At 44.9% G+C, this 16,302-nt stretch carries 15 protein-coding genes, 1 pseudogene and 1 riboswitch; of the genes and pseudogenes, 3 read left to right on the forward strand and 13 right to left on the reverse strand.

Features of this window, described 5'->3' with window-relative positions; genetic code table 11:
• Positions 1 to 39: 39 nt before the first annotated feature.
• The 3 genes from cshA to V6D42_RS17005 all read right to left on the reverse strand — a co-directional run bounded on the left by cshA (position 40) and on the right by V6D42_RS17005 (position 4,480).
• A complete protein-coding gene (gene cshA, locus V6D42_RS16995) occupies positions 40 to 1,524 on the reverse strand; it encodes a degradosome RNA helicase CshA (protein WP_168746984.1) in 1,485 nt (494 codons plus the stop codon).
• A 422-nt stretch (positions 1,525 to 1,946) separates the two neighbouring features.
• Positions 1,947 to 3,320 carry a UDP-N-acetylmuramoyl-tripeptide--D-alanyl-D-alanine ligase gene (locus tag V6D42_RS17000; protein ID WP_333514020.1) on the reverse strand — a complete coding sequence of 458 codons (1,374 nt, stop codon included), beginning with the start codon at positions 3,318 to 3,320 and terminating at the stop codon, positions 1,947 to 1,949.
• 74 nt (positions 3,321 to 3,394) lie between these two features.
• Complete coding sequence (locus V6D42_RS17005; protein WP_168746982.1) at positions 3,395 to 4,480, reverse strand: D-alanine--D-alanine ligase; 1,086 nt, start codon at positions 4,478 to 4,480, stop codon at positions 3,395 to 3,397.
• Between the two features lie 153 nt (positions 4,481 to 4,633).
• Between V6D42_RS17005 and V6D42_RS17010 the strand changes: the two genes are divergently transcribed.
• On the forward strand, positions 4,634 to 4,954 hold the full coding sequence (locus V6D42_RS17010) for a thioredoxin family protein (RefSeq protein WP_333514021.1): 321 nt from the start codon (positions 4,634 to 4,636) through the stop codon (positions 4,952 to 4,954).
• 14 nt (positions 4,955 to 4,968) lie between these two features.
• Here the strand turns inward: V6D42_RS17010 and V6D42_RS17015 are convergent, their stop codons facing one another.
• On the reverse strand, positions 4,969 to 5,841 hold the full coding sequence (locus V6D42_RS17015) for a cation diffusion facilitator family transporter (protein ID WP_333514022.1): 873 nt from the start codon (positions 5,839 to 5,841) through the stop codon (positions 4,969 to 4,971).
• Between the two features lie 248 nt (positions 5,842 to 6,089).
• On the opposite strand from V6D42_RS17015, the pseudogene V6D42_RS17020 reads away from it, so the two are divergent.
• Both V6D42_RS17020 and fbpB read left to right on the forward strand, forming a co-directional pair.
• A pseudogene (locus tag V6D42_RS17020) lies at positions 6,090 to 6,255 on the forward strand (Fur-regulated basic protein FbpA).
• Positions 6,242 to 6,388 carry a Fur-regulated basic protein FbpB gene (gene fbpB, locus V6D42_RS17025; RefSeq protein WP_010333101.1) on the forward strand — a complete coding sequence of 49 codons (147 nt, stop codon included), beginning with the start codon at positions 6,242 to 6,244 and terminating at the stop codon, positions 6,386 to 6,388. The pseudogene V6D42_RS17020 and the gene fbpB overlap by 14 nt, the downstream one beginning before the upstream one ends.
• A gap of 28 nt (positions 6,389 to 6,416) precedes the next feature.
• Here the strand turns inward: fbpB and V6D42_RS17030 are convergent, their stop codons facing one another.
• From V6D42_RS17030 to dctS, 9 genes are all read right to left on the reverse strand, one after another.
• Positions 6,417 to 7,559: an acyl-CoA dehydrogenase family protein gene (locus tag V6D42_RS17030; protein WP_333514023.1), complete on the reverse strand. Its 1,143-nt coding sequence runs from the start codon at positions 7,557 to 7,559 to the stop codon at positions 6,417 to 6,419.
• A 128-nt stretch (positions 7,560 to 7,687) separates the two neighbouring features.
• Positions 7,688 to 8,023, reverse strand: a complete 336-nt coding sequence (locus tag V6D42_RS17035; protein ID WP_003225151.1) for a hypothetical protein — start codon at positions 8,021 to 8,023, stop codon at positions 7,688 to 7,690.
• 95 nt (positions 8,024 to 8,118) lie between these two features.
• Positions 8,119 to 8,886 (reverse strand): ABC transporter permease, encoded by a 768-nt coding sequence (locus V6D42_RS17040; RefSeq protein WP_333514025.1) that lies wholly within the window; start codon positions 8,884 to 8,886, stop codon positions 8,119 to 8,121.
• Positions 8,879 to 9,805: an ABC transporter ATP-binding protein gene (locus V6D42_RS17045; protein WP_333514026.1), complete on the reverse strand. Its 927-nt coding sequence runs from the start codon at positions 9,803 to 9,805 to the stop codon at positions 8,879 to 8,881. The genes V6D42_RS17040 and V6D42_RS17045 overlap by 8 nt, the downstream gene beginning before the upstream one ends.
• A gap of 90 nt (positions 9,806 to 9,895) precedes the next feature.
• Positions 9,896 to 11,134, reverse strand: a complete 1,239-nt coding sequence (locus tag V6D42_RS17050) for a dicarboxylate/amino acid:cation symporter (protein ID WP_333514027.1) — start codon at positions 11,132 to 11,134, stop codon at positions 9,896 to 9,898.
• A gap of 72 nt (positions 11,135 to 11,206) precedes the next feature.
• Positions 11,207 to 11,338, reverse strand: a riboswitch (cyclic di-AMP (ydaO/yuaA leader).
• Positions 11,339 to 11,386: 48 nt separating this feature from the next.
• Positions 11,387 to 12,439: an AI-2E family transporter gene (locus tag V6D42_RS17055; protein WP_333514028.1), complete on the reverse strand. Its 1,053-nt coding sequence runs from the start codon at positions 12,437 to 12,439 to the stop codon at positions 11,387 to 11,389.
• Positions 12,440 to 12,587: 148 nt separating this feature from the next.
• Positions 12,588 to 13,853 carry a C4-dicarboxylate transporter DctP gene (gene dctP, locus V6D42_RS17060; RefSeq protein ID WP_010333094.1) on the reverse strand — a complete coding sequence of 422 codons (1,266 nt, stop codon included), beginning with the start codon at positions 13,851 to 13,853 and terminating at the stop codon, positions 12,588 to 12,590.
• Between the two features lie 119 nt (positions 13,854 to 13,972).
• Positions 13,973 to 14,653 (reverse strand): response regulator, encoded by a 681-nt coding sequence (locus V6D42_RS17065; protein ID WP_333514030.1) that lies wholly within the window; start codon positions 14,651 to 14,653, stop codon positions 13,973 to 13,975.
• The gene (gene dctS, locus V6D42_RS17070) at positions 14,643 to 16,250 is read right to left on the reverse strand and encodes a two-component system sensor histidine kinase DctS (protein ID WP_333514031.1); all 1,608 of its coding nucleotides are present in this window, start codon (positions 16,248 to 16,250) and stop codon (positions 14,643 to 14,645) included. Before dctS ends, V6D42_RS17065 begins: the two co-directional genes overlap by 11 nt.
• Positions 16,251 to 16,302: the final 52 nt, after the last annotated feature.

The following is a 16,302-nucleotide window of genomic DNA, read 5'->3' on the forward strand; positions in this document are numbered from 1 at the left end:
AAACAACTCATGTTTTAGGCTCTTATATTCTTTACAGAATTAGTATGATTTTTTCTGGCGTCTGTCGCCTGAAGAACGGCGATCGCTTGAACGCTTTTTATCATAGGAAGAACGGTTGTTGCTTTTCCCTTTACCGCCACGGTAGCCGCCGCCTTGTCCGTCTCTGCGTTTAGAAGTGCGTTGGTTTTTGTAGCGTTTGCCGATCATCGGCGCTTCGTCTGTTAAGCGAACAGGCGTGCTATCCGGCTCTTTTGTAGCCATTTTGATAGCCGCTGCAACCACTGTCACTGCATCATGATCTTCAAGCAGCTCAGCTGCCGCTGTCATGTAGAAGTTCAAGTTGTTTTCGCTGATTGTCGTACGAAGACGATCAACTGTAACCTGCTGCTGGCCTTCTAACGCTTCATCTAGTGTCGGCTCTTTCATGCGGTCCATTTTACGTTTCGTTGTTTGTTCAATTGCGCGAAGCATGCTTATCTCACGCGGTGTGATAAACGTCATCGCCATACCTGTTTTACCTGCACGGCCAGTTCTTCCGATACGGTGAACATAGCTTTCAGGATCTTGAGGCACGTCGAAGTTGTACACGTGTGTAACACCTGAGATATCGAGTCCGCGAGCTGCAACATCAGTTGCAACAAGTACTTCGATTGCACCTTCTTTAAATTTGCGAAGCGCAACCATACGTTTCGCCTGCGTTAAATCACCGTGAATTCCTTCAGCTGCATATCCGCGAAGGTTCAGGGCTTCTGCCAGTTCATCAACACGGCGTTTGGTACGTCCGAATACAATCGCAAGCTCAGGAGACTGAATGTCAAGAAGACGAGTCAGTGTGTCGAACTTTTTACGTTCCTGCACTTCCAAATAGAACTGCTGAATGTTAGAAACAGTCATTTCTTTTGCTTTTACTTTTACGTGTTCAGGCTCAGTCATGAAACGCTCTGCAATGCGTTTGATCGGCGCTGGCATTGTAGCTGAGAACAAAAGCGTCTGATGCTCGCTCGGCACATTTGAAAGAATAGATTCAATGTCGTCGATGAACCCCATATTCAGCATTTCATCCGCTTCATCCATTACAACTGTATTTACGTTGTTTAAACGAATCGTGCGGCGGTTAATGTGGTCAAGAAGACGTCCTGGTGTTCCGACAATGACATGCGGGTTTTTCTTTAACGCCCGGATTTGTCGTCCAATATCCTGTCCACCGTAAATAGGAAGAACTTTCGCACGTTTATCTTGTCCGATTTTATATAATTCTTCAGATACTTGAATGGCTAGTTCACGGGTTGGTGCGATTACGATTGCTTGAATATTAGGAGACTCGGGGTTAATTTTCTCAACAAGGGGTATACCAAACGCAGCTGTTTTACCTGTTCCTGTTTGCGCTTGTCCAATGACATCTTTATTTGAAAGTCCGAGCGGAATCGTTTGTGCCTGAATCGGCGTTGCTTCTTCAAATCCCATACGGTTAATTGCCTTCATGAGATCAGAACTTAATTGAAAATCTTGAAACGTTATAGTCAAATTATTCAAACTCCTTCTAATTGCTGTTTCAGTAATGTCGTGATTTACCACTTAAAAACTGCCCTCCATGGAAAAAGGACAGGATCCTTACGTATACAAAGCCCGAATTACTTTAAGTTTTATCTTACCATTACACTACATGTTTTTCAATAACGCGGTAAGCAGATCAGCATTTTGAATGCGCTCGCTAACCTGCTAACCAAATATGCCGGACATGCCCAATCCCGCTCCTTGTGTCCGCGGAAAACCTAAGGTCAGCGGATGGCGGTCCGTACACATATTTTCGTATCGCGAAATAAACCTGTCATTATTGTACCATAGCCTGAGCCAGTCATACATAAATTATTTCGGGCCGGCATACATTAGTGTCTGCACATCATTTTTATTTTATGATTGCAATCTGCTTTTTTCCGCAGGATTTTTTAAGAAAACGGGCTCTCCATTAAATCTTTAACGATTTCTTCAAGCTTCATACCTCTTGACGCTTTGAATAAAATCAAATCTCCCTTTGCCGCTTTATTCTTCAGGGCCTGAGTAAGATCTTTTTTCTCGCTGAAGTGGCAGACGCGCTCTTTATCAAAATGTTCCATCGCACCTTCCGCGATAAATGCCCCAAGTTTTCCATACGTAAAGACGAGGTCAATTTTGTCCGGGCTAATCACAGCGCCGCATTCTTTATGGAACGTTTCTTCAAGATCGCCGAGTTCAAGCATGTCTCCGAGCACGACCATTTTCTTCCCGTATCCTTCAAGGCTTTCTGTCAATTGGATCGCAGCCTTCATCGACGTCGGGCTCGCGTTATAAGCGTCATTAATAATAGAAATGCCGCTGTCTGTTTTCATCAATTCAAGTCTCATGCCAGTGACCTTCAGGCTGCTTAACCCTTTTGCCGCATCCTCAGGCGCGATGCCGAAATAAACCCCTGCGGCAATTGCCGCCATGGCGTTCATTACATTATGCTTGCCTAGTATAGGGATAAAAAACGGTTTTTCTATGCCTTTGATCGTAAAATGGGTCCCCGCTTCACTCTGGCTGACATCCTGCAGCTGATAATCGTTTTGCGCTCCAGTACCATATGTTTTCGTTTGGCAGCTGTAAGCCTTTTGCAAAAGCGGTTCGTCTCCGATATAAATCAGCACACCGTCTTCTTTCAGGCCGTTGATAATTTCCAGTTTCGCTTCCGCGATGCCTTCTCTTGAACCAAGATCCTGCATGTGGGATTCGCCGATATTTGTTATCACTGCCGCATCCGGATTTGCCAAGCGCGTCAGGAGGTCAATTTCTCCTTTTGCGCTCATTCCCATTTCCAATACGGCAATTTCTGTATCCTCAGGCATCGCTAACACTGTAAGCGGCAGCCCGATATGATTGTTGAAATTCCCTCCTGTTTTATGAACGCGGTACCGCGTTTGCAGGACAGCGTGAATCATGTCTTTGGTCGTCGTTTTGCCATTGCTTCCTGTTACCCCGATGACACGTGTGCCGAGCTCCTGTAAATAAGCTTTTGCAAGCTGCTGGAGCGCTGACAAAGTATCTTCCACTAAAATCACGGCTTGATTCTCGGGCGGATTGGGTTCAGAGCGGTTCCACAGAACGGCAGACACACCAGCTTCAAAAGCTTGCGGCACAAAAGTGTGGCCGTTAAAATGTTCCCCTTTCAGCGGGATGAAAAGCTGATTGCTTTCCAGCTTTCTTGTATCTGTAGCTACTCCATGAATGACTGTATTTTCATATTGCGGGTTTGTTAGTGTGCCTTTGACCATTTCGGCAATTTTCTTTACGGTTCGCTTAATCAAGTAAGGTCACTCTCTTTCTTTTGGTGGTATACGGGAAAAGACACTGCCCTTTTACCGGCAGTGTCAGTTTCCATTTAGAATGTATGTTTAATCAATTGTTTTTCAGCGTGGCGTTCTTTAGCCAGTTCTACAAGCTGTTCAATGAGGTCAGCGTATTCCACTCCGGCCTCTTTCCAGAGAAGCGGGAACATGCTGAACGGTGTAAAACCAGGCATCGTGTTTACTTCATTGATCAGCACTTCGCCGTCAGCTGTCAGGAAAAAGTCCGCTCTGACAAGTCCTGAGCCGTCAATTGATTTAAACGCTCTGATGGCCATCTCACTGATTTTCGCGTATTCCTCATCTGTTACAGACGCAGGAATAATCAGATCGGTGTCTCCATCCTCGTATTTCGCTTTGTAATCGTAGAAATCAGTCTTAGGTGCGATTTCTCCCACTGCAGAGCACTTAGGATCATCATTTCCGAGAACGCCGATTTCAATTTCGCGGCCGTTGATGCCTTCTTCTACCACGACTTTCCGGTCATATTGGAACGCAAGCTCAAATGCTTTTTGCAGTTCTTCACGATTGCGGCATTTGCTGATTCCGACGCTTGAACCAAGGTTGGCCGGCTTCACGAAGCAAGGATAGCCCAATTCTTGTTCTACCTGCTCGCAGCTTTCTTCAGGAGAACGAGTCCAGTCTTTTTTAAGGAAGGCTGTGTATTTCGCCTGTGCAAGGCCGGCTTGTGCAAACAAATGCTTCATGACAACTTTATCCATACCAGCTGAGGAAGCAAGCACGCCGTTGCCGACATAAGGAATATTTAAAAGTTCAAGCATTCCCTGAATCGTTCCGTCCTCTCCGTTCGGGCCGTGCAGGAGCGGGAATACGACATCAATTGCTTCATTTTGCTGTGACACTTCCTGCGGAAACATCTCCTGGTTGAGAGCAGATGGAGAAAAAGCGGTTCCGCCCTGCTCAAGCTGAAGCATTTTTACGTTGGAAACAGGCTCTGTTAAACGTGCGCCTCTTATCCATTCGCCTTTTTCAGTTATATAAATTGGATGTATATCAAACTTCTCAGTATTTAGCGCTTTTGTTACAGCCAGAGCTGTCTGAAGCGAAACATTATGTTCGGCTGACTTACCGCCGTACACTAATCCTAGACTTGTTTTCAATGGATACTCCCCCCACTACAATTCATCTTTACTATCTTATCACTTTCACAAGAAAATGATCTAATTATTTTTGGGCATGCTGAAGCTGAATGCATTTGTATGTAATTCCTTTTTATTTTATATTAAAATGGCATTGAAAAGGAGATGTGACATATGAAAAAAATCACAACAAAAGAACAATTTAATGAACTGATTCAATCTGATAAAGAAATCATCGTAAAGTTTTATGCTGATTGGTGCCCTGACTGCACACGCATGAATATGTTCATCGGCGATATTTTGGAAACGTACAATCAAAACGATTGGTACGAGCTGAATAAGGACGAGCTTCCTGAACCGGCTGAAACATATCAGGTGATGGGTATTCCAAGCCTGCTCATTTTCAAAAATGGACAAAAAACAGGCCATCTTCACAGCGCCAATGCCAAAACGCCTGAAGAAGTGACTGAATTCTTATCAGAACATATAAGCTAATTCGATAAGCAGCCCTATTTTGTGTCGTCGGGCTCTACGTGAACATGAACATGAGTGACATCGTGTTCATGTTTTATTTTGTTTTCCACCTCATCTGCGACCCCGTGGCCTTCCTCTACTGTCAGCTTCGGATCAACTGTAATGACCATCTCTATATGTACTGTGCTGCCCAAGTATCGCGCTTTCACATCCTTAAGACGATGCACATTTTCTATCCGGCCGACAGTCTGTTTATAAGGTTCAAGGTCCTTCAAGTGAAACCCGTCCGTTAATGAATGCGAAGCGTCTTTGAAGATATCCCAGGCTGTCTTACAAATGATGATTCCGATCACAAAAGCCGTAACCGGGTCTATCCAAGCCAGCTGCAGCTGGGAAGAAATGACACCGATAAATGCTCCGGCACTGACAAATGCGTCTGACCTGCTGTCTTTCGCCGCCGCCATAAGTGCAGAGCTTTTAATGGATGCTGCGAGCCTTTTGTTATATAAATAGATGCCGTACATAAACACCGCACTGCCTAAAGCCGTCCACGCCGCGATAAGGCTCGGCGTTTCTGAGGTGCCGCCCGCAATCGCTTTTCCTCCGCCGATTAACACTTCAATCCCGACAGCCATCATAATAAAAGACGCAATAAGGGACGAAATTGTTTCAGCCCGATAATGGCCATATGGATGGTCGCTGTCAGCCGGCCTTTGGGAAATACGCAGTCCGATCAGCACCGCTATTGATGCCACAATATCTGTCCCATTGTTTAATCCGTCTGCTCTCAGTGCTTCAGAATGATACAATATTCCGATTGTCAGCTTAACAGCAGCAAGAATGATATATGCCAAAATATTGAGGACTGCTCCTTTTTCTCCCTTTTTAAGATTATCTGTCCTCCCCATTGAATACCAGCCTCCATTCTATTACATAGTATGGGTAAAAACATGAAAAATAGCAGCAGCTCTTCTCAACGGGAAGGGAAATTTCGACAGCAATTATTGCCCGGGAAACTTTTTGTCGATATGTTGAAGGTTTGCTTACTGACGAAAGAATAGGACTGTTTTCACCTTTACAGGCTGTGGCGGACATTGTATACTGATGTTAATTGATAATGATTATCAATATCGATTGATTGGAGGTTGGTGACACAATGACACCTCAGTCTGCAGAAATCAGAAAAAAACATCTCATTCATCTGTTAATACAGAATGGTATATACAAAAAGTCAACGCGACATTTATATGAATTGTCACTGATGGAGCTGGAAAGTGAATATAAAACATTGTCAGGAGGCGCCAGGGCATGCCAAAGCGTAAAATAAAAACCTACCAACAGCTGATCCAGGAAAACAAAGAGGCGATCATGGGCAACCCAAAGCTGATGAACGTCATTTACGACAGAATTGACCGCAAGCATCAGAAGAATCTTCAGGAACAAAACAATACATAAAAAAGAGCCGGCAAAGGCTCTTTTTTATTTAATGAAAGGCTTCTGCGGCCAGCTTTTGAATAACCGCGTCGTCCATCGGCGGGTTATGGAGACCTGCGCGCACATCCCGGTAATAGCGCTGAAGCGGATTGCTGCGTTCAAGGCTTTTGGCCCCGACAATTCTCATCGCTTTGTCTACAACAGAAAGCGCGGCGTTTGTGACGATATGTTTTGCCGCACCGAGCTCATTCTTCAAGTAAGGGCGGCGCTCCGGATCGTCATACAATTCAGCCGCATGAAAAAGAAAATGCTTGGCATTCAGCAGTTCAAGCTCCATTTCGCCTGTTCTTTGCTGAACGGCCGGAACGTCCTTGATCGGCCCTTTCAAACTATTTGGTGAATACTCAGAGGCAAAACGCACCGCATAGTCTCTGGCAGCCTGAGCCACACCAAGATAAACCGCCGGAATATGGAGGAGCCAGCCGTTTGGCATTGCTCCCCGCGGCCCTTGAAGCAGTTCCACCAGTTTATTGTCATCGAGCGTTACTTCGTTTAATACAAGATCATGGCTGCCAGTAGCCCGCATCGCCATCATATCCCATGTTTCTTCAATTGATACACCAGGATCATTTTTATGAACCAACACCACACCTGTTGTTTGTTTTTCTTCAATCCATGCTGTTACTAAAAAATAATCAAGCGCTTGCGACATTGTCGTAAACGTTTTTCTTCCATTCACCACCCATTTGCCGTCCTTTTTGACGGCAGCAGTCCCGGGGCGTCCTCCCCTGGTCGGGCTCCCGGTTTTCGCTTCTGTCGCTGCTCTATTGATCACGGCGCCGTTTTGAACTTCCTTTGCGATAAACGCAAACACATCTTCATCCCAGCTGTTTCCTTCTCCGAGCTCTCCCATCACGCTTAAATGCCAGCCGATGCTCAGAGCTGCAGGAGCATCTCCCCGTGCAAGCCGCTCTTGAAAAAGCAGCATGTCGTAAACAGACATTCCTGCTCCTCCATGGGATTTCGGAACGGTTATCGCCGTATATCCCGAATCACGCAGTTTTTGGATTTTTTCGGCAGGAAATCGTCCCTGTTCATCATCCTCAGCGGCTGTTTGCTGAAATTCATCCGCTAGCTGTCCTATTTTCTCTATCCATTGCCGCTGTTTTTCGTTCCGTACATATAATGACATCCGGCAGCCCCCCATTTTTTCAATTCCGATAAATTTAATATGTATTATAGATTTCCAGCCATGATTCCGCAACTGTTAACAATTTGTCCACTATAGAAAAACACGCCGTTCCCGAGGGAACAGCGTGTTTAAACCGGATTTGCATCCCGGTCTTGTTTCATACCGAGATAAATGAGCATATAAGTCAGGTAACCCATTGTCATGACCAATCCGCCGAAGAAAAAGCTTGAGAAAATCGGCTCTTCAAAGGCCGTAACTGCCGCAAGCACAATCCAGCTTGCATACAGATAAATGATAAAATAACGGATACCCGTCTTCATTTTATATATCATGTACAGCCCCACGAGAGAAAACAACCCCAGCGCGAGCCTGAAATACACAAGATGTTCAAACTGGAACATAAATGACACAAATGAGAATCCAAGCAGCAATACAATCGGTAAAGCGGTAATAAAGTTTCTCAATTCGAGACACCTCCGTCAGTACCTTTATTATAAACCAAAACATCGGTTGATATTGATTTACGTGAGCTTTTTCACAAAAATGTCATTCCTTGCCTTTAGATTCGAACATCCCGTTTGCAGAAGCTCCACCAGGCAACGGCAATGAAGAAAACAGCATGAATTAAAAGGATCCCTACAGAGAACAATGGTGTCATGCCTGAAAACAGAGCCGTTTGTCCGCTTTTGTATTGAGTGAAGTCCGTGTTTGCAAAAAGCAAAAAGCTTCCCCATTTGTTTTCAAACAGCTTCATGATTTGCACAAGTGAACTTGCTCCATATAAAACGACAAAGGAAACGACAACTGAAATGGCGCTGTTGCGGAACAGTGATGAACAAAGCAAACCGAATAATCCCATCAGCACCGCTTCAAGCCAGTTTGTGCCGATTAGCTCTAATGTGTTGATGAACAATGTTTTTGATTCAGATGTCACGGACGTGCCAAAAAAGACAAGACCGAATAATAAAGCCAGAATGTAGTATGCCAGATAAAGATAGAAGCTGACCATTATAACTGTCATTAATTTCGACCAAAAAACCTTTTGCCGCTTGACCGGGCGAATGAGCAGAAATTTAATTGTCTTTTTATCAAATTCATTAGAAATAATCGTCGCTGCAATGACGATGGTTAACGCCTGCAGCAAGATATTCAGGCTCGGTGTATAGGAAAAGTAGCCGATGAAGTTTTCGTCAGTTCCGGCACTGATGACGATCCGTTTAATGATCAGCGCCATAAAAAATTGAAAAACGGCCATCAATATAAGCGAAACAAATGTGACTTTTCGATTAAAGAGTTTCATATGTTCATTCCATATTAATTTAGACAAGCTCTTCTCCCTCCTCTTGATGAGCGGTTGTCGCTTTTATAAATTCATCTTCCAGTGACTGCGTATAAGCCATAATTGAAAATACGTTCAGTCCTTGTCCGACTAGTGAGCGGTTCAGCTCTGGTATATTTTCTTTCGCTATATCCACCACGATGGAGCCGTCTTTACGTTCAGCTGTGTACCCATTGCCCACCAGCCAAGCGATCGCTTTTTCCGCCGACTGCACTTCAATAACGGCTTTTTCCGTTTTCTGACCGGCTCCATTCAGGCTCACTTCTGCTTTGATCTCGCCTTTTTGTATGATGATGACACGGTCACACAGGTCTTCAACTTCACGCAATAAATGAGTGGCGAATAAAACCGCTGTTCCTTCCTCTTCGGCGAGCTCCTTAATATGGTCGCGAAAATCCTTCATACCGGCAGGATCAAGACCGTTTGTCGGCTCATCTAAAATGAGAAGCTTCGGCCGGTGAAGAATGGCCTGAGCAATGCCGAGACGCTGGCGCATGCCGAGTGAATAGGTTTTCACCTTATCATCAATTGCTGATGTCAGCCCGACTCGTTCCACAACTTCGTCCAGTCTTTCATCATCTATTTTTTTGTGCATATTTGCAAAATGTTTGAGGTTTTCCCAGCCTGACAGGTACGGGTAAAACTCAGGGTTTTCCACAATCGCACCGACAGCTTCCATCGCTTGCTCGAACTCAGTGTCATGCTTGAATCCGTTGATGGCTACGCTTCCGCTGTTTTGTTTTAACAGCCCGACGATGATGCGGATGAGTGTCGTTTTTCCGGAACCGTTCGGACCGAGAAGACCGATAATCTCTCCCTGCCTGACGTCCATGCTGATCTGTTTTAAAATCTGTTTAGACCCTATTTTTTTATCAAGGCCTTCAATATGTAAAATCGGCTCAGCCATAAAGCCTTCCTCCTTTTTCGACAAAAAATAAACAGTGCCTAAAAATAGGCACTGTTTGTATTATAGCATTTGTTGCTTCCAAATGTTTGGTTAAACCGATAGAGTCGGTGCTTGCTCCGTCTGTTTGTTCTTTTCTGTTTCTGTAATGATGACGGCACAGGCCGCGTCTCCTGTTGTGTTGACCACTGTGCGGAGCATATCAAGCAGGCGGTCAATTCCGAGTATTAATCCAATGCCCTCAACAGGGAGTCCGACAGATTGAAGCACCATGGCGAGCATAATCAAGCCTACACCCGGTACACCCGCGGTGCCGACACTTGCTAGCACAGCCGTCAGTATCACCATCAGCAGCTGCGTAAATGTCAGATCATGCCCGAACACCTGCGCAATGAAGACGGTGGCTACCCCTTGCATGATGGCTGTTCCGTCCATATTAATTGTCGCGCCGAGCGGCTGGACGAAGCTGCTGATCGGCTCAGGCACTTTTAATTTTTTCTGCGCCACATCCATTGATACCGGCAGGGTTGCATTGCTGCTGGAGGTACTGAACGCGACGACCATAACTTCTGAGAAATCTTTAAAGAACGTAATCGGATTTCTTTTTGCTAAAAGGGCCACTGTTGAACCGTAAGTGACGATTGCATGTATGACAAGAGACAGCGTAACAACAATCATGTACAGCCCCATCGCTTTTATTGCACTTAATCCCTGGCTGCCAATAGCTGTCGCAATGAGACCAAACGTGCCGTATGGCGCAAACTTCATGACTAGGTTGACCAGATACATCATCAGTTCATTGCCCTGCTCAACGACTTTCAAAAGCATATCTGCTTTTTTGCCTAGCATCGTAATCCCGAGTCCGACAAAAATGGAAAACACGATAATTTGGAGCATATTTCCTTCTGTCATCGCTTGAACGGGATTGGCCGGTATCATGTTCAGAAGTGTGTCAGCAATACTCGGTGCTTCTTCTGCCTCAAATTTAGCGGATGAGACATCATAAGTGCCGAACTCACCCGGCTTAATGACAAGCGCCAGTATAAGCCCGATCGTAATCGCCACCGCTGTCGTGATGAGAAAATAAGAAATGGCCTTCACACCGATTCTGCCAAGCTTTTTAGGATCGCCAAGCCCGGCAACTCCTAATGTAAGAGAGAAAAAAACAATCGGTACGACAAGCATTTTGATGAGGTTTAAAAAGATGGTGCCAAGAGGGCCAAATACAAACTTATTAAAATTTTCAAATAATTCAGGTGATGTTACGTTCAAAATAATTCCCGTGACGGCGCCCAGAACCAATGCAATGATAATCTTTGTTGCAAGTTTCATCCGCATTCCTCCTTTTTTGAAAAAAAGCCCGCGAGAGACTCCCGCGGGCTTTGGATGTATCATAAAACCACAGGATTCTCTCTTCACGCTGATGAGGTTAGCTGCCGGGTTCGGACGAAGAGATGTCCGTTTTTCAGATGAAAAATAAACCCCAAAAGATTGGGTCCCCCACTCCTTTTAAAAAGGATTAAGCGTGTGGCTTACTATTGTATGATGTAGTTTATTTATACAGAAAAGATCCAATTTTGTAAACTATTTTTTGTTACTTTTTTCTCGGAATCTTTTGGGCCCATCTTCCTTGTTCGTCACATCAAGAATATCAAGAAGAAATACAAAGATCGGAATTCCGATAATTAAGCCCCAAATGCCTAGAAAATGCTCAGAAAAAATCAGGACTGTAAATGTGAAAAAGATCGGCAGCTCTGTTTTCGCTGACATCAGCTTCGGATTGAGGAAATATGTCTCAATCGCATGGATGGCGAATATGACAAGCACAATGTAAAGCACATACATTGCGCCGCCTGTGCTGTACGCAATAATACTGAGCGGAATCAGGGAGATGACAACGCCTGCTACCGGGATCAATCCAAGAAAGAAAACCATGATGGAGAGTCCCAACAGCTGAGGGAAGTGCATAATCGAGAGCGCAATAAAAGTCAGTATACAGTTCACGAGGGCGATGATAAATTGTGCCTCAAGCACCTTGCCGAACGTTCTCGCGAATTTTCCTCCGAAAAAAGCAATCTCATTATAAAACACAGCAAGCTTGCTCGTTTTAAACTGCTCCATAAATTCAGACAGCCGTTTTTTCTCAAATAAGAAGAACATGCTGAGAATGAGCGCCATCATGATCTGCAAGCCGAATGTGCTGATATCGGCCAGATACGTATAAAGTACATTGAAACCCTCTTTGACATACGAACTGATATTAATATCTCCGAAAACACTTGTGATCTCATCAAAGAAAGGAATGCTGCTTGGATGATACGCAATATGTTTAATCTGCTTGATTAGCTGCTGAATCTGTGCGGCAACGACCGGATAAAACACAAACCCTCCGACTGTAAGCAGCACGGCCAGCAAAATGTAGAGAAACGTAATGACAACCCGCTGGCTCACGCGGAAGAACCGGCTTAAAAACTGCCGGACGACAAGCTCCAAACGATCCATAAGAAATGTGAAAATGAAGGTCAGCAATATTAAGTTGATCATGCTCTTAAATAGATATAACACACCAGTTAACACGACAAAGATGGAAAAACGCCTTACTCCCGGGTGCTGAAAAAATTTTACTAAAGCGGCCATTTATACACTCCTGTTAGGACAAACGTCCTTCATTCAATATAGTATCCATTTGTAAATTATATAACAAAAAAATGCTGAGGTCTCTGTCCACACCTTAATAATTTCTAAACAATGAAAAAAACGGCCCCATGGATGGGCCGCTCTTTTTTTAAACTGCTGTTTTCATTTTTTTCAAGCCTTCCACAGCCTCTACGCTTTTTGCTTCATCGAATTCTTTTTCACTTTTTGCAACGATGATTGTGGCGATTCCGTTTCCGATCAGGTTCACAATCGCTCTTCCTTCACTCATGAAACGGTCGACACCGAGCAGAAGCGCAAGGCCCTCAAGCGGGATGACCTGAAGGGCTGAGAGGGTTGACGCAAGAACGATAAATCCGCTTCCTGTCACACCGGCTGCTCCCTTCGAAGTCAGCATCAGAACGAGGATAATCGTTATTTGCTGCCCGATGCTGAGATCCACTCCAAACACTTGAGCCAGAAAGACAGTCGCCATTGATAAATAAATGGATGTTCCGTCTAGGTTAAACGAATAGCCGGTCGGAATAACTAGCCCGACGACTGATTTTGAACAGCCGTAGCGCTCCATTTTATCCATCATTCTCGGAAGAACTGATTCTGATGAGCTTGTGCCGAGCACGATGAGAAGCTCATCTTTGATAAAGCGCAGGTAGTTCCAAAGGCTGAATCCGTATAGCTTGCAGATGATATTTAAAACGACAAACACAAACAGGAACATTGTGATATACACAGACAGCATTAAGCTGGCAAGCGGTTTGATGGAATCGAGTCCGAAGTGCCCGATCGTATACGCCATCGCTCCGAATGCGCCGATGGGAGCCGCACGCATAACATAGCCGATAATTTTGAAAAAGACATGTGAAATTTTATCAAAGAAATCAATGACGCTTTTCCCTTTTTCACCTAACGCCGCTAGACCGACTCCGAAAAGAATGGAAAAGAATAAGACCTGCAAAATGTCCCCTTTCGCGAAGGCATCAACCATGTTGGACGGTACGATGTGTGTGACAAATTCAACCCAGTCGATCCCCTGACCGCCATTTTGCGTGTATTGTGAGACATCTCCCTTTTCAAGCTTGCTGTAATCGAGGCCCGCACCAGGCTTCATAATATTAACGACAAATAAACCGATAATGAGTGCAAGGGTCGTAACAACCTCGAAATAAATAAATGCTTTTCCCCCTACTTTTCCAACCTTCTTCATATCGCCCATTTTTGCAATCCCGAGAACGATTGTGAAGAAAATGATTGGAGCGATTACCATTTTCACAGCGTTGATAAAGGTATCGCCAAGCGGTTTCATTTCTTTGCCGACATCCGGCCAAACCAATCCGACAATGACCCCGATGATGACCGCGGTTATGACTTGAACTGTTAAATTTTTAAACAGTTTCATATTCTTCCTCCCCCTGTCCTAGTCGCCTTTGTGTCTTTCTTACTAGAATGATAGCGTTTTCATAAGGAACGGGGAAGTTTATGTTCATAACGGACATTTTGGTCTTTTTGGTCTCGGATTTACATATTAAATATGTAGCGGTTGACAGGGCGTCCGACTCCTCCGTATTGAACATCAAGCTGAATCGTTCCGTTCTTTTCGAGATAATCAAGATAGCGCCTCGCTGTCACTCTGGCGATGCCGAGAGCCTTGGCAACCTCTTCAGCAGAAAGTGGCGAAGTTTGCTGCTTCAAAAAAGCAATAAGCTCATTCATCGTAAAATGATTCAATCCCTTCGGCAGATCCTGTACGGTCTGCTGCGGGATATTGAGGATGGCATCGAGCTGATCCTGGGACAGTGTGTCGTTTTCGTCTATTTTTTGTTTATACCGCTTATATTTCTCAAGCGCCTGTCTCATACGTTCGAGCTTAAACGGTTTTAAGATATAGTCAACTGCCCCATTTTGCAGCATAAGAGAAATTGTTTCCTTGTCTTTTGCAGCGGATACGACGATGACATCTACCTCAAGCTTTTGCCTTCTGATCTCCTGCAAGGTTTTGATTCCGTCTTTTTTCGGCATGTATACATCCAGAATCACGAGTTCAGGCTGCTTTTCTTTGATCAGCTTGATGCCCTCGTCCCCGTTTCCCGCTTGCGCACAGACGGTAAAGCCTTTAACGGTTGTGATGAAATCCTTATTTACTTCCTGAACCATCGGATCGTCTTCAATGAGCAAAACCTTGATTTCCTTACGAGTCATGCTGCGATTCCTCTCCCTTCATCGGAAAAACGATTGAAAAAGACGTGCCCTGTCCCGGGTGTGAATCGACCTCTATCGCACCCGACCCTTTGTCTGTTATTTGCTTGACTAAATAGAGGCCATAGCCTGTGCCGCCTGTTTTATTCACAGTAAATCCTTTTTCATAAAGGTACGGCATATGTGTGTGTTCAATCCCGCATCCGTTATCTTCTATTAATATCGCTAGGATATCCTCCGTTTGTTCTATACTGATGTCAATTCGTTTATCATCAGACTGAACAGTTTCAAACGAGCCGAAGGCATTTTCAATCAGGTTGCCGAGAAGCACGACGATATCATGCTGGTCGACATGCTCGGGAAATTGCTGCAGGCTGCTGTTTTCATCAATATGCACAGCAATGCCGAGTTCTTTTCCCCTTCTGATTTTACTTAACAAAAGCCCCGCCGCGGCGTCATTTTGAATGGAGCGATGCAGAAATTCAGTGACGTTTTCCTGCTCGGTTGAAGTCTGAAACGCCAACTGCAGCGCTTTTTCAGATTTGCCGAGCTGAATCAGGCCTGCGATGGTATGAAGCTTGTTCATATGCTCATGATTTTGGACGCGGAGCGCTTCGACAAAGTTTTTGACACCCGTCAATTCCTCTGCCATCTTGGCCGCTTCTGTTCTGTCCTGAAAAATCGCGACGGCGCCGATGACTTTTTTCTTCATGACGATCGGAATCCTGCTGCTCATGATGACCTTTCCGCTGACACGAATTTCTTCATTATAAACCGCTTTGTTCCGCTCCACGATTTCAGGCAGGCGCGAATCCTTGAGCACATCCCAAATCACCTTTCCGACCAGATCGCCCTGCACCTCAAAAATCTGTTTCGCTTTTTCATTAAATATTGTGATGATATGCCGGTTGTCAATGGCGATCACGCCTTCGTTCATAGAGTGAAAGGTAGCGGTTCGCTCTTCATACATCCGGACAATCTCATGGGGCTCGAGCTGAAACATTTGTTTTTTGATATGACGGGCCAGCAGGAACGAACCCGCCAGACCGAATCCGAGTGTCAGCACTACAATGAAGGCGATATCCCTTCTTAAATGAAACAATATATCAGCCATCCCCGGCAGTGTTTTTCCGACGAGTACTGCTCCGATCTGATTCAAATCCTGATCCTTTACCGGATAAAAGGCCCGCACAGCCGTCCCGATCTCGCCTGTTGCTTCTGAGAAATAAATGTGCTCCGCAAACGCCGCCTCTTCATCTGCACCCTTTGACTTTTTTCCGATGTTTGCGCTGACAGGATGAGTATAACGAATATGATCCATGTCCATGACGACAATGTAGTCTGCTTCATTGATCATACGGATCTCTTCAACCGCATGACGGACGGCTTCTGTTTGTTCTTTTCGCGATAATGCCTCTTTCACTTCGGTCATCTCCGACACCGTCCGAGCCGTATTCATCAGCCGTTTTTTCAGCTCCCTTTCCTCTGTATGCTGAATATTGCCTATGAGCACAATGCCGCCGATCAAAAAGGAGAAAATGACGAGTATGTAGGAGAGGATTGTGATTTTCCAGCGGATTGAGAGCTTCTTTTTGTTCATCAGCTTCTCCTTTCAGGTCTTTACGAATGGCATTGCCCCCATTATCCTTAAC

Origin of the sequence: Bacillus sp. 0909A (assembly GCF_036765115.1) — a bacterium.
Taxonomy (GTDB): Bacteria; Bacillota; Bacilli; order Bacillales; family Bacillaceae; genus Bacillus; species Bacillus mojavensis.

Bases quoted from the DNA above. Each gene is read 5' to 3' on its own strand.
- V6D42_RS17010 (WP_333514021.1), top strand. From the start codon at position 4,634: ATGAAAAAAATCACAACAAAAGAACAATTTAATGAACTGATTCAATCT.
- V6D42_RS17015 (WP_333514022.1), bottom strand. From the start codon at position 5,841: ATGGGGAGGACAGATAATCTTAAAAAGGGAGAAAAAGGAGCAGTCCTC.
- fbpB (WP_010333101.1), top strand. From the start codon at position 6,242: ATGCCAAAGCGTAAAATAAAAACCTACCAACAGCTGATCCAGGAAAAC.
- V6D42_RS17030 (WP_333514023.1), bottom strand. From the start codon at position 7,559: ATGTCATTATATGTACGGAACGAAAAACAGCGGCAATGGATAGAGAAA.
- V6D42_RS17045 (WP_333514026.1), bottom strand. From the start codon at position 9,805: ATGGCTGAGCCGATTTTACATATTGAAGGCCTTGATAAAAAAATAGGG.
- V6D42_RS17050 (WP_333514027.1), bottom strand. From the start codon at position 11,134: ATGAAACTTGCAACAAAGATTATCATTGCATTGGTTCTGGGCGCCGTC.
- V6D42_RS17055 (WP_333514028.1), bottom strand. From the start codon at position 12,439: ATGGCCGCTTTAGTAAAATTTTTTCAGCACCCGGGAGTAAGGCGTTTT.
- dctP (WP_010333094.1), bottom strand. From the start codon at position 13,853: ATGAAACTGTTTAAAAATTTAACAGTTCAAGTCATAACCGCGGTCATC.
- V6D42_RS17065 (WP_333514030.1), bottom strand. From the start codon at position 14,653: ATGACTCGTAAGGAAATCAAGGTTTTGCTCATTGAAGACGATCCGATG.
- dctS (WP_333514031.1), bottom strand. From the start codon at position 16,250: ATGAACAAAAAGAAGCTCTCAATCCGCTGGAAAATCACAATCCTCTCC.